The organism is Nitrosomonas eutropha (assembly GCF_003201195.1).
GTDB lineage: Bacteria > Pseudomonadota > Gammaproteobacteria > Burkholderiales > Nitrosomonadaceae > Nitrosomonas > Nitrosomonas eutropha.
This window is the reverse complement of the sequence record NZ_QICQ01000045.1, coordinates 1-12,165: the sequence shown is the minus strand read 5'-3', so window position 1 is coordinate 12,165 and position 12,165 is coordinate 1. Positions and strand designations below refer to the sequence as shown.

Below are 12,165 nucleotides of genomic sequence, written 5' to 3'. Positions count from 1 at the left end.
GATTGTAAACAAGCACACAAAACCCTTTAGTGACAACAATTTGCAAGAACTATCAGGCTCAGTGCCATGAAAAATACCATGACCAGATCATGAGGTTGAACACGGCTTGCGCCGGCAGCGTTCACGCTCCTGGTCGGCGATCTCGCCCGGCTGCATGCTAGCTCAGCATCGGTCATGCGCTCCAGCACGTCGCGTAGGCGGATGGTGCAAGGAATGGGCGGCAGCTCGAACTCATAGCCGCCGGCGATCATTTCGGCCGCAATCTCCTCGGTGATGAAAAACGGCTCGTCGTCTTGGTTCGGCTTCTTCATGCCCTTTCCTCCTGGCGCTCATCCTGGCCGACAGCGGCCAGGGCATCGGCTTCCGTCAATGCGTCCTCCACGAACGCGCCGTGCTGCTTCGCTTCGGCCTGGCTGACCTCGGCCCATATCCGTTTCACCTGGGCCGCACTGTACCCGGCCAGCTCGGCGGTCTTGTTGATGCTGTAGCCGGACTTGCGCAGCGCGACAACTTGGGCGCGGCGCTTCGGATCAGCACGGCGGCCCTTGTACCGCCCGGCCTGGCGGGCCAACTCAATGCCTTGGCGCTGGCGTTCGCGCCTGTCCTCGTAGTCGTCGCGGGCCATCTGCAAGGCCAGGCGAAAAAGCATGATCTGCACGGCTTCCAGCACGATCTTGGCGACGCCCTGGGCCTCGGCCGCCAGGTCGGATAGATCGACCACGCCAGGGACGGCCAGGCGTGCGCCTTTGGCCTGTATCGAGGCCACCAGGCGCTCGGCCTCGGGCAAAGGTAGGCGGCTGATGCGGTCGATCTTCTCGGCAATGACCACCTCGCCGGGCTGTAGGTCGCCGATCATGCGCAGCAGCTCAGGCCGGTCGGCGCGTGCGCCGGATGCCTTCTCACGGTAGATGCCGGCGACGTAGTAGCCGGCGGCCTTCGCGGCCGTAGTGATCGCCTCTTGGCGTTCCAAGTCCTGCGCGTCGGTGCTGACGCGCAGATAGACCCGCGCCACCATCGGCGCGGCTACTGGCTTCGTCCTGCGCATACTTGCGGGCTCCTTTGGGCATACTCAAATGCACCCATCTTAAACTGGCAGGCCAATTTATCACATATCGATCTAAATGCGCCTAGCTCATTTTTACAGCTTAAATGAGCTATTGAGCACACTCCATATTTCGACTATTATTGAAACATGGAAACGATAAATGCTGTAGCCGCCCTGGCGGCCATCGCTCAAGAATCGCGCCTCGCGGTGTTCCGGCTTCTCGTCCAGGCCGGCCCCGCCGGCATGGCCGCCGGAAAAATCAGCGAAGCGGCCGGCATCCCGCCGTCTTCGCTATCCTTCCACCTGAAAGAGCTGGCACACGCCGGCATGGTCACGTCGCGGCAAGAAGGCCGATTTGTGATCTACGAGGCGAACTTTTCGACGGCCACTAACCTGGTGGCCTTTCTCACGGAAAACTGCTGCGGCGGCCAGGTGTGCAACCTGTCTTGCACCACGGAAGCCGGGAAGGTGTTGGCATGAGACTTCGCCATCTTTCCGACCCCGATTCTTTGCCCGCTTTGGACAAATCCTTTGCCATCGAGCGCCCGGCGCTCGGGCTGGCACCCGACGCCCCGCCGGTGCGTATCCTGCTGCTGTATGGCTCGCTGCGCGCCCGCTCGTTCTCACGGCTGGCCGTCGAGGAAGCGGCCCGGCTGCTGCAATTCTTTGGCGCAGAAACACGCATCTTCGACCCGTCCGATTTGCCGTTGCCCGATCAAGTGCAAAGCGACGATCACCCGGCCGTCAAGGAGCTGCGCGCCCTGTCCGAGTGGTCAGAGGGACAAGTCTGGTGCAGCCCGGAACGCCACGGTCAGATTACCAGTGTCATGAAGGCGCAGATTGACCATCTGCCGCTTGAAATGGCCGGCATCCGGCCGACCCAAGGCCGCACCCTGGCCGTGATGCAGGTATCCGGCGGCTCGCAGAGCTTCAACGCCGTGAACACCTTGCGTCTGCTCGGCCGCTGGATGCGAATGTTCACCATTCCGAACCAGTCGAGTATCGCCAAAGCGTTCCAAGAGTTCGACGCGGCGGGCCGCATGAAGCCCTCGCCGTACTACGACCGAATAGCCGATGTGATGGAAGAACTGGTGCGCTTCACGGCGCTGGTACGGCCGCACCGTGAAGCACTGACAGACCGCTATTCCGAACGGAAAGCGGCCGGCCACGTCATCGACGAGGCCACCGATCTTTCATCCATCGCCATTGCTCCCCAGCCACTACCAGAAAGCGAAACATCATGACCGAAAGAATCTATAACGTCCTCATCCTCTGCACCGGCAATTCGGCGCGCAGCATCATGGCCGAAGCTCTCATCAACACGATGGGGCAAGGGCGCTTCCGCGCCTACAGCGCCGGCAGTCACCCAACCGGCAAGGTCAATCCCTTCGCCGTCGAAAAGGTGGAGTCGGTGAATTACCCGACCGAGAATCTGCGCAGCAAGAGCTGGGACGAGTACGCCACGCCCGACGCACCGAAGATGGACTTCATCATCACCGTCTGCGACAACGCCGCCGGCGAAATGTGTCCGGTGTGGCCTGGTCAGCCGATCTCGGCGCATTGGGGATTTGAAGACCCGGCCGCCGTCGAAGGCACTGACGCCGAGAAGCGCCGGGCCTTCGAACAAACCTTCCGGCACATGATGAACCGCGTCCGCCTGTTCGTGAATCTGCCTCTCAAAATGCTTGACCAGACGGCCATCAAGCGCGAGCTGGCGAACATCGGCAAGACCGAGCAGGAAGCATGAGCGCCGGCGCACAGGCCATCGCCGCGAAGCCGCGCCAGGCCCCGATGAGCGGCTTCGAGCGTTACCTGACGCTGTGGGTGGCCCTGTGCATCGTCGCCGGTGTTGCGCTCGGCCAGGGCCTTCCTGACGTGTTCCAGGCCATAGGCCGCATGGAAGTGGCCCAGGTCAATTTGCCGGTGGGCCTGCTGATTTGGGTAATGATCGTCCCGATGCTGGTCAAGATCGACTTCGGGGCGCTGCACCAGGTCAAAGAGCATTGGCGCGGCATCGGCGTCACGCTGTTCGTGAATTGGGCCGTCAAGCCATTCTCGATGGCCCTGCTGGGGTGGCTGTTCATCCGACAAGTGTTCGCTCCGTTCCTGCCGGCCGATCAACTGGACAGCTACATCGCGGGCTTGATCTTGCTGGCCGCCGCGCCCTGCACGGCAATGGTGTTCGTGTGGAGCCGCCTTACCAACGGCGACCCGCTTTTCACGCTCTCGCAAGTGGCTCTGAACGACGCCATCATGATCGTGGCCTTCGCGCCCATCGTCGGCCTGCTGCTGGGCATGTCCTCGATCTCGGTGCCTTGGGACACGCTGCTGATTTCGGTCGTGCTCTACATCATCGTGCCGGTGATCCTGGCGCAGCTCTTGCGGCGGCATCTGCTCAAGCAAGGACAGGCCGCCTTTGAACGGGCCATGCAGAAGATCGGGCCGTGGTCGATGGCCGCGCTGCTGCTGACGTTGGTTCTACTGTTCGCCTTCCAGGGCGAGGCCATCATCCGGCAGCCGTTAGTGATCGCCATGCTAGCCGTGCCGATCTTGATTCAAGTGTTCTTCAATTCCGGGTTAGCCTACTGGCTGAACAAGCGGGCGGGGGAAAAGCACTCTGTCGCCTGTCCTTCGGCCCTGATCGGTGCCAGCAACTTCTTCGAGCTGGCCGTGGCGGCCGCCATCAGCTTGTTCGGTCTGCACTCCGGCGCTGCATTGGCAACCGTGGTCGGCGTCCTGGTCGAAGTGCCGGTGATGCTGCTGGTCGTGCGCGTGGTGAATCGCTCGAAGAGCTGGTACGAACGAGGTTGAACATGAGTAGGAAAAAACTGAGGAAATGATTGCAGATTGCCGCGCCGGCCGCTTCCTGGCGCATTCGATCACTGACCTGGAACACCTAGTATCCATGCTTGCTGAGGTCGCCCGATGACAGACCCAAAGAACCTAGAGAACAGGCTGCATGAGAAGGCCGACCCGGCCCGCGCCGTTTCCACTGGTCGGGTGCGCTACACACTGGCCGAACTACTGGCCGACGCGGAAGCATCCGGGGCTTACCCGCTGCCGCCGGAGGAACGCGAATGGATGGATGCGCCGTCTGTGGGTCGGGAATGGCCAAACAGTGAAGATTGAAAAAGGCGGCCAGTTCGAGTGGCCGCCCTTTCGTCATTAGCTGCACGCTTGGCGCAAGGCGTTCATTGCTTCTTGAAAATCAGCCTGTGTCGCCCGGCCCGTTTCAGCTTGGTAGTACACCACCATAAAAGCATTAGCGACGGCTTCGGCCAATGGCCCAAGGCTCCGCGCTTCCGCTTGGTTGATGTACTCCAAAGAAGAAAGAATAGCCGCTGCTTGATGCACTGCTTGCCCTGGTTCGATAATATGTTGTGTTGTCATAATTCACCTCTCCAGTAGGTGTTGATTGAAAGTGCCGGGCTGGTTGTGGCCAGCCCGGTGCGCCTACAGGTACAGCCCCGCCGCCTCCGCGAATGCTGACCGCTCATTCCTGCCGCCATTAACCTCAATACTTATCGGCTTAGTTTCGCTCTCTCTCATAGGGTCTGGCCGTGATACAAAAGCGGCTGTTTCTGTCTCTGCATCGACCTCGGTCGATTGATCACCCAGCGGCGAAATAAATACCTGGCTGACTTCTTCCCTTGGCGCTTCATCCAGGGCCGCCAATGCGGCCATGTATGTTGATGTCGTCATCGTGCTAACTCCTGACTTCGTTACTATCTGGGCCAGAATCGGCGCCCAAGCTATTGCCCTCGAACTGGCCAGATTGGCTTGCTTCTTTCGGCTCCATGCTTTCGCGTATCGAAGCAGCCAGTTTTCCGCCTGTGGTTTCGCTCACTCGCTCCTGGAATCCCTGCTTCACTTGAGAGCCGACACCCTTGGCTAACTCGGAGGCCGTGCCTGTGGCCAGCTTCGCGGCCTTGGCAAAGCCGCCACCGCTTGAGCTACTGCCGCTGTCACCAAAGCCAGCCGCTTGGGCGAATGGGCTACTGCCAGCAGTACCCGCTTCACCACCACCGTTTCCGCCACTGCTGACAACTGACCCCATGCTGGACATGTCACCGCCGGTTTCCATACTCGCTGATGCTTTCTGAAAAGCCGCTTGGAGTGCACTTGCACCTCCGGCTGCACCGGCTGCGGCACCCATAACCGCTTTACCTGCCAGGGCAGCGCCGCCAGTTGCCATACTGGCCGCCGTCACCGCCGCCCCAACTGCCGCACCCGCACCGAAGTTTCCAATTCCACCGGCTGCGCCAATACCACCACCAGACACAAGACCAGAAATCATCGGCGGAACTTTGTTGACCAAGAAAAGCAAGATGACCGATATAACCAACATCACGGCCAGTTCCTGGGATGCCATGTTCTCGCTGATTTGCGTGTAGTAGTGATTGATGAACTCTTTGCCAATCGCAACCAGAAGCACCATTGCCATAAGCTGTGCGGCCAGGCCCAGCACGGTCTTGTAGTAATTGATCGCCATGTCGGAAGTCCAACGACTTCCACCAAAGCCAAGGAAGAACACACCGGCATACAACAGAATCCAGGCTGATGCGAGCAACAGCAACAGGTTGACCGCAATCAACGCCAGGACAAACAAAACAGCCAGGGCCATTAGCTCCATGACCAGAGCAGTTGCCATCTGCCGCCATCCCAGCTCCGAGGTGGCCTGTACTGTGCGGTTGTATAACTCGAAACCAAGATCAAGGATGCTGGAGGGCCCAAGATTGCTATTGGAAAGTCCCCCCGCCTGCGCGCCCAGAGTTTGCAATGACTGAACAATCGTACCGGCGATATTCATGCCCTGGTTCGCATTCGTCAGCAACCACCAGAAAAAGCCGGTGAAGATCGTGAAGCGAACGAACTCCGCGAAGAACTCGCCAATGTCGGCCTTGCGCAAAGCCATCATGCCGAATGTCCAGACCATCGAAATCACAACCAGCGTCCAGAACAAACGCGATGCAGCGGACTCAATAGCTGGCCCCCATGTTGCGGCAGCATCATGAAAACGCTTGAGCACATCATTCATAACACCGCTGCTACTTAGCTCCTGCGCCATTGCAGGTTCAGCCAGCACCATTGTGGCGACCATCATCAAGCCACCTAGAGCAATTTTCTTTCTCATGGCGACCACCTCAATAATCATCTTTAGGGCTGGGCTTGAACTCCCACTGACGCATCTGCTTGGCCTTCTGGAATGCTCTGCATTCCTCGGTAAAGGCCTCTCGGTTCGCTTCGCTGCGCATTTCATTCAGTGCTGCCTGGAACGCATCGGGGGCACACGTCGCCGCATTTGGTTCGGGCATCCTTTCCTGTTCACATCCAGCCAACAACAGCAACGTAGCCGCGGTAGTAAAAAAGATTTTTTTCATCTCACCGCCTCCCTAGTAGTTGTCTGCCGGACTCGGGCGAAACGTCCAGGTACGCATTTGCTCGGCCCTGGCATCACCTCGCGCCTCGGCATCGAGTTCTGCTGCAATCCGGGCTGCCTCCGCGTTGTGTTGGGCGGTCAACATGGTGCGAATCTGCAAGAGCTGATTGGCCTGCTGGCTGGCGAGCTGGTTGGCGTAGCCGATGGCCTGTAGCTGGCCAGTTGCACCCTGGGCCGCGCCTTGCAGCCGCTCCAGGGTACGGGCGTCATCCTTCAAAGCCTTTTGCTGGTCGGCAACGGTCTGGAACAGGGCATCGTTGGCCTTCTTTTGCGACTCTGACGCCAGGCGGCGGTTCTCTTCCATCGCTGCCTTTTCGGCCGGCGTGCATCCGCCGCTGCCGTTGAAGCATGGCGAGCTGCGGTAATAGGCCACGTCCTGAAACTTGGCCAGGTAACGATCCAGGCTGCCTAGCTGGTTCTCGTAATAGGCCAGCGTGTTTTGCGCGGCAATCAGCCGGTTGATCGTAGTCTGCGCCTGATCCCAGATATACGCGGCTGGGGCCATCGTGTTCTGGAGCTGATTTTCGTACTGCTGCAACTGGGTCTGGTACTGCTCAATCTGCTTGAGCGTCTGCGCCACCGACTCGATGGCCGTCATGATGTTCTGGGCCAGGTTGCCGCCGTCGATGACGGGGATACCAGCTTGCACAGGGGCGGTGGTAGTGGTGATAAAGCCGGTTGCGAGTGCAACGGCTAGAGCGGTTTTTTTAGCCGCTAAAATTTTGGACTTCATGGTCGTACTCCGTCGATGAAAAGAAGGCATTGCCTTGACCAAGCGTTGTGCTTGTTCTCGGCAACGTTTCATCGAAGAGCTACGCCACTAGCTGATCGGTATTGCCCTTGGCGCTGAGGCCCGGACTTACAAACGTAAAACTACTCTGTTTTTTTATCGCTTTCGGACAAGCCAACTTCCCGGCCAATCTCTTCAAGCTCTAGCGGCTGTACTGCCGCCGTCAGTATTTCGCGTATTTCCGCGTCGGTGCTCCTATCGTTGAGCGCTGCTCGAACTTTCAACGCACGGTGCACCTCGGCGGGTAAATTCCTGATAAGCACATTTGCCATATCAATACCCTTTTGGTGTACCCGACAACCATGCTATCAAAGATATTAAAAATAGCAAGACCTATACTCTTGCAACCGGCGGTAGCCGATCAGCCCCGCAGGGCAGGATTCCCGTTGAGTGCCCCCGGCGCGAATAAGGGACAGTGAAGATAGATAACCGGCTTGCCGGTTAGCTAACTTCACCCATCCTGCCCGCATTTCACCCACTATTGAAAATCTAGCGCATATCGAACGTAAAGCGTTTTATCGTCAAACAAACACCGATTCTTGGCAACATAACCGTAATCGTCACCAAATCGGCCTGCAATCGACATAGTCGCTTCAAAATCGCTGCTCAATCGGCTTTAAATCGGAACCTAAAATGCCAACAATCGACACAAACCATTCGCCCCGATGGGGCGAGTTGGACGCCAAAAAAGAAGGGCATAACCCGCCCCTCAAGTGTCAATGAACACAAGAAATTTGCCTCCCCTCCCGTCATACCACTAAGGCGACGTATTGATACTTGAGGGGCAACCTTTCCTGATGTTGACACCTTCACGCAGGTTACTGGTTATGGGCGTCCAACACACACGGCTCATTCCTGCTTGGTAATAATAAGAATAATAATCTTCTTATTATTCTTACCGAACGAATGGGCACTGCTTAGCCATTTCACGTTTCGAGCCAAGGTTTCAGTACAGATAACTACAAGTGCACACAGCGGCCCTCCAGCACCGTTAGACGCAGATTCTGCTTCAGCTCATGGAATAAGGGACTCCGGGTTGTTTTCCCCTCTCACAAGGCGTTTCAGCGGCCACTGAAGCCGCCTTCTCTTCTTGGCGTTAAACCATCGGCCTATGGCCGATTGATAAAGCCCGCCAGGGCTTTATTGGCAAGGTCAGAACGCGCCCTCAAGGCGCGAGCTGCACCGCGCATGATGGATTATCTTTAGATAATCTTGGATGGATTTCCCAAACTGCCCGCAAAGCAGCGCACCGTCTGGGTTTTCCAAATTGGGACGGGGAACGTTACGACGGCAGAAGGGGAGCGTTACGACGGTAACAAGGGAACGTTACGACGGTAAACGGGTGCAGTTGCCGTGGGGCCAGGCCTCTTGATCTCCCATTTTCCCTTGGCGTATTCGTTCACTACCCAACCCACGGCGGCAAGTTCGGCCAGTGCCTTCCGGGCAGTCTGACGGCGTTTTTTCATAGCTTCGGCATTGGCTTCATCTGGCCAGACATAGCCGCAAAGCGTGTCCAGTTCCACGCGCCCGGATTTGCCGGGGTCGATCCAGCCGCATAGCCGTTGGTGCATCAGCCGTGCCGGATCAGTCTGTAGCACCCGCACTTCCGCCATGTCGATACGGGCATATGGACGATGCCCCAGGATCGCTTCGGCAATACGCGGATTCAGGGCAACCCATAGCCTGCCGTCCGTCTCGTCAAAAGCATGACTCATCAGGTGGAACGCGGCTTGCCGCCGTCCCTTCGTCACAAGGATGGTGACGTTCGACATGCGCAGCAGGCTGGCTTTGAGCGCCTTGATGTTGTCGCCGCTATCCGTCATGCCCGTTTCTGAGAGCAGTTTGGTCAGGCTCTCACGAACCACCAAGCCGTCTTGCTCAATGGCTTCGAAACGGGGTTCAAGGAATAGCCGTAGCTGTCGCCCCGTCTCACTGGTCGGTTCCGGGGTTAGCAAGATGCCGTTCGGGCCGCCAAGGGCCACGATGCCTTGCAAAAGACGCATATCATCGGCCCCGAGAGGTTCGAATCCGACGAAACGCATGGATTCGTCCTCGCCAAAGGTGTAGGTCACGTCCAGCTTGCAGCGTTTGCGATCGCCACGCTTGAGGCTGCGGAACAGGCCAGGTGCCAAACAGTGCGCGGGATCATGTCGGACGTGGGTCAGGTCATGCTTAGGCTTCTTCACGCTGTCTCCTTTTCACCTTGCACTGCCGCTCCAGTACAGCAGGCTTCAACACGCCGCCGTCGTGCCGTCTAAACCAGAGTTCTTGAAAAGGTGCGCCATAGTTGGCCTTGCTGACGCCAAAGCGGACAAAATACCCACGCTGACAATCATCGACCCCCAGTATCTCGGCCTCGCCTTGCGTCATGCCGGATAGGTACGATTGCCAACGGATGTTATCAACCAGTACGGACGATCCACGACTGGCCTGCTGTTGATCGCCCGACCCCATCATGGCTGCGCTTTTACTCGCGTGGTGCAGAAACACAATGGAGCAGCCTGTATCAGCGGCTATGGCCTCCATGTGCCCAACAACCTGCGCCATCGGCCCGCTAGCGTTCTCCTCCTCAATGTGGAAGCGCCGCAAAGTGTCCAAGATCATCAAGCGACGACCTTCAGCGGCTCGTTTGAGAGCATCGAACCAGCTAGCAGCCATGATGTTTGGGCATTTACCGATCAAGGGTTCAATGAGCAAACCATCAGCCACGGCTTGCCGTTCCGCTGCGCTGAGGTGTGCCCCAAGGGCGTGCAGACGATGGTGAATAGCGGCCGGTGGATCTTCAGCAGGCAGATAGACCACTTGCCCGGTGGGAAACTCGCCTATTTCAAGTAAATCAGGCCCGCCTGCAATCTGTGCAGCCAATTGAAGGGCCAACATGGATTTACCAGCCCCACCAGGCGACACAAGAGCACCAACAGTGCCAGCAACCATATTAGGCAGAACATAATCAATGGGTGGCGGCAATTCCGTGAAAGCCGCCATAAGATCAAGAGCCATATAACTAGCCCTCTATAGGGCCAGGTCGCGCAGCTTGATCACCCGATGATTTACGTGCCTCAATCCACTCTTCGACCTCTGACAAATCCCAGGCGACATTTCTACTGGTTAACGCGATACGGCGTGGAAAATCCCCTCGCTGCTCCAGGTTATAAATTGTTCGTGTCGAAAGCGGGATCATCTCCAGGAGCTTCTTCCTGTTGATGAGGGTCTTTATATTTTGCATGGGTCAATACCTCTCAAATGAATAGTTGCTATTCATCGAGTAGCTGCGCGAAGCAGCTAATCGGTAATTGACCTGCCCGATGCCAATGGCGGCCTTATTTATAAATTCACGGCATCAACTTCAATGCTATCAAAGATAGCAAAAACATCAACCCTTACTGCCTCCCGAAGTCCACTCATCAATCATATCGGCCCAATCCTGCAACATCGCCGCCCGCTGCTCGCGGTACTCAGCCTTGTTGTAGACAGCCCTCACGCCCTTCTGCTCGTGCGCCAGGCACTTCTCGATCCAGTCGGTGTTGTAGCCGGCCTCATGCAACAGCGTGCTGGCTGTGCGCCGCAAATCATGCGGTCCGAACTTGGTAAGTGACTTCCCATCTTTCTGCGCCGCCTTGTAAGTCAGCGTCAGCACCTGGTTAAGTGTGGCAGCGCTCATCGGCGCATCCGAGTCGTACCGTGATGGCAAAACGAAGTCGGAACCACCGGCAAAGGTTTTCATGGCAATGAAAATATCCAGAGCCTGCTGGGACAGAAATACCAGGTGCGGGTTACGGCGTTTCATCCGCTCCTTTGGAATCGTCCACAACGCTTCGCTGAAATTGATCTCGCTCCAGGTCGCATTGGTCAGCTCGCTCTTGCGCACCATCGTCAGCAATAACAGCTTGGCCGCCGCACGGTTTGTTGGGCTTGTGCCCACTCGCTCCATGTACTGGTACATCAGCCCAATTTCTTCTGGCGTCAACGCTCGGTCACGTGGCTCGAATCGAGCGATGCTTGTTGGGCGCACCAGTTCTGCCGGGTTTTCGACCTTCTGCCCACGCTCGATGGCCCAGCGAAATACCTGCAACACGATTTCACGCACATGAACGGCGGTGGCCGGTGCGCCTCGCTCAACAATGGCATCAGCCAGCGCCCGCAAGTCTTCGTGGGTGATCTCCACCAGCTTCTGATTGCTGAATTTCGGCTTCAGCTCACGCTCATAAACCGAGCGGCGCATATCGCGGGTGGAGTCGGCCATCTGGTAGCCACGCAGCCACTTCTCCGCCCAGGCACCGAACGTCTCTGCATCTTTCACCCGCGCCTTGTCTCGGGCTTTCTCCTTGGCCGGCGACTTGCCCGCCGCAACCATCTTCTTGGCGTCACCCAACAGCTCGCGGGCTTCGGCCAGGGTGATGCCACCGACACCATAACGCCCAAAGGTGATGGTCTCCTGCCGACCGTTGATTGAGTAGTTGTAACGGAACGAGATGGAGCCGGCTGGAGTCACTGCCACATAGAGACCTTCCCGGTCATTCACTTTGTAGAGTTTGTCCCTGGGCTTGAGATTGCGCAGCTTGGTATCGGTCAGCATGTACCTTGTCCTTCTTCGTCTCCGATACCATGCTGAAAAAATCTCGAATTTATCGTATTTTTTCTTACGAAACAGTAACTTATAGAATATTAATACCATGAACACACAAAAGAACGCAGCATGGTATCGGCATCAATCATGGCATCGCCAAACCATAATACCAGCTTTAATGCCATGCTCAAACGGTGCTTGGCGCTTCCTCCCGTTGCCAGATCGTGCCAAACACAAACAAAAAAAAGCCCGCAATTACGCGGGCTTAGCGGCATTTCATGCCATCAGGTGCCTGGCTGTGCCAGACGCGGAATCATTCCCAC

The 12,165-nt window shown here is 57.3% G+C and carries 17 protein-coding genes; 5 read left to right on the top strand and 12 right to left on the bottom strand.

The window, feature by feature from the left end; all coding sequences use genetic code 11:
• Positions 1 to 26: 26 nt before the first annotated feature.
• Both C8R14_RS12185 and C8R14_RS12180 read right to left on the bottom strand, forming a co-directional pair.
• Entirely contained in the window at positions 27 to 311 is a 285-nt protein-coding gene (locus tag C8R14_RS12185) for a hypothetical protein (protein WP_441338211.1), read from the bottom strand.
• Entirely contained in the window at positions 308 to 1,045 is a 738-nt protein-coding gene (locus C8R14_RS12180) for a recombinase family protein (protein WP_001366550.1), read from the bottom strand. The genes C8R14_RS12185 and C8R14_RS12180 overlap by 4 nt, the downstream gene beginning before the upstream one ends.
• 147 nt (positions 1,046 to 1,192) lie before the next feature.
• Between C8R14_RS12180 and C8R14_RS12175 the strand changes: the two genes are divergently transcribed.
• From C8R14_RS12175 to C8R14_RS12155, 5 genes are all read left to right on the top strand, one after another.
• Positions 1,193 to 1,525, top strand: a complete 333-nt coding sequence (locus C8R14_RS12175; protein WP_000447876.1) for an ArsR/SmtB family transcription factor — start codon at positions 1,193 to 1,195, stop codon at positions 1,523 to 1,525.
• Complete coding sequence (arsH, locus tag C8R14_RS12170; protein ID WP_001239389.1) at positions 1,522 to 2,289, top strand: arsenical resistance protein ArsH; 768 nt, start codon at positions 1,522 to 1,524, stop codon at positions 2,287 to 2,289. The genes C8R14_RS12175 and arsH overlap by 4 nt, the downstream gene beginning before the upstream one ends.
• Positions 2,286 to 2,792 (top strand): arsenate reductase ArsC, encoded by a 507-nt coding sequence (locus C8R14_RS12165; protein WP_000140066.1) that lies wholly within the window; start codon positions 2,286 to 2,288, stop codon positions 2,790 to 2,792. The genes arsH and C8R14_RS12165 overlap by 4 nt, the downstream gene beginning before the upstream one ends.
• Before the next feature lie 44 nt (positions 2,793 to 2,836).
• Positions 2,837 to 3,856 carry an ACR3 family arsenite efflux transporter gene (gene arsB / locus C8R14_RS12160; protein ID WP_005015323.1) on the top strand — a complete coding sequence of 340 codons (1,020 nt, stop codon included), beginning with the start codon at positions 2,837 to 2,839 and terminating at the stop codon, positions 3,854 to 3,856.
• Positions 3,857 to 3,970: 114 nt separating this feature from the next.
• Positions 3,971 to 4,174, top strand: a complete 204-nt coding sequence (locus C8R14_RS12155; protein ID WP_000131871.1) for a hypothetical protein — start codon at positions 3,971 to 3,973, stop codon at positions 4,172 to 4,174.
• Between the two features lie 36 nt (positions 4,175 to 4,210).
• On the opposite strand, the gene C8R14_RS12150 is transcribed toward C8R14_RS12155, so the two are convergent.
• The 10 genes from C8R14_RS12150 to C8R14_RS12105 form a co-directional block, all read right to left on the bottom strand.
• Entirely contained in the window at positions 4,211 to 4,435 is a 225-nt protein-coding gene (locus C8R14_RS12150) for a type I toxin-antitoxin system ptaRNA1 family toxin (protein ID WP_000211355.1), read from the bottom strand.
• 63 nt (positions 4,436 to 4,498) lie between these two features.
• Entirely contained in the window at positions 4,499 to 4,747 is a 249-nt protein-coding gene (locus C8R14_RS12145; RefSeq protein WP_000213809.1) for a hypothetical protein, read from the bottom strand.
• Positions 4,748 to 4,751: 4 nt separating this feature from the next.
• A complete protein-coding gene (gene trbL / locus C8R14_RS12140) occupies positions 4,752 to 6,179 on the bottom strand; it encodes a P-type conjugative transfer protein TrbL (RefSeq protein ID WP_001405816.1) in 1,428 nt (475 codons plus the stop codon).
• A 10-nt stretch (positions 6,180 to 6,189) separates the two neighbouring features.
• The gene (gene trbK, locus C8R14_RS12135) at positions 6,190 to 6,426 is read right to left on the bottom strand and encodes an entry exclusion lipoprotein TrbK (RefSeq protein WP_000718002.1); all 237 of its coding nucleotides are present in this window, start codon (positions 6,424 to 6,426) and stop codon (positions 6,190 to 6,192) included.
• 12 nt (positions 6,427 to 6,438) lie between these two features.
• Positions 6,439 to 7,218: a P-type conjugative transfer protein TrbJ gene (trbJ, locus tag C8R14_RS12130; protein ID WP_000836966.1), complete on the bottom strand. Its 780-nt coding sequence runs from the start codon at positions 7,216 to 7,218 to the stop codon at positions 6,439 to 6,441.
• 140 nt (positions 7,219 to 7,358) lie between these two features.
• On the bottom strand, positions 7,359 to 7,547 hold the full coding sequence (locus tag C8R14_RS12125; protein ID WP_000024442.1) for a FitA-like ribbon-helix-helix domain-containing protein: 189 nt from the start codon (positions 7,545 to 7,547) through the stop codon (positions 7,359 to 7,361).
• A gap of 1,032 nt (positions 7,548 to 8,579) precedes the next feature.
• On the bottom strand, positions 8,580 to 9,461 hold the full coding sequence (repC, locus tag C8R14_RS12120; RefSeq protein ID WP_000743064.1) for a replication protein C, IncQ-type: 882 nt from the start codon (positions 9,459 to 9,461) through the stop codon (positions 8,580 to 8,582).
• Positions 9,448 to 10,275, bottom strand: coding sequence for a helicase RepA family protein (locus C8R14_RS12115; protein ID WP_001162384.1), 828 nt, complete (start codon positions 10,273 to 10,275; stop codon positions 9,448 to 9,450). The genes repC and C8R14_RS12115 overlap by 14 nt, the downstream gene beginning before the upstream one ends.
• Before the next feature lie 4 nt (positions 10,276 to 10,279).
• Positions 10,280 to 10,501 (bottom strand): helix-turn-helix transcriptional regulator, encoded by a 222-nt coding sequence (locus C8R14_RS12110; protein WP_001179606.1) that lies wholly within the window; start codon positions 10,499 to 10,501, stop codon positions 10,280 to 10,282.
• A 147-nt stretch (positions 10,502 to 10,648) separates the two neighbouring features.
• Positions 10,649 to 11,851 (bottom strand): tyrosine-type recombinase/integrase, encoded by a 1,203-nt coding sequence (locus tag C8R14_RS12105; protein WP_000954590.1) that lies wholly within the window; start codon positions 11,849 to 11,851, stop codon positions 10,649 to 10,651.
• Positions 11,852 to 12,165 lie beyond the last annotated feature (314 nt).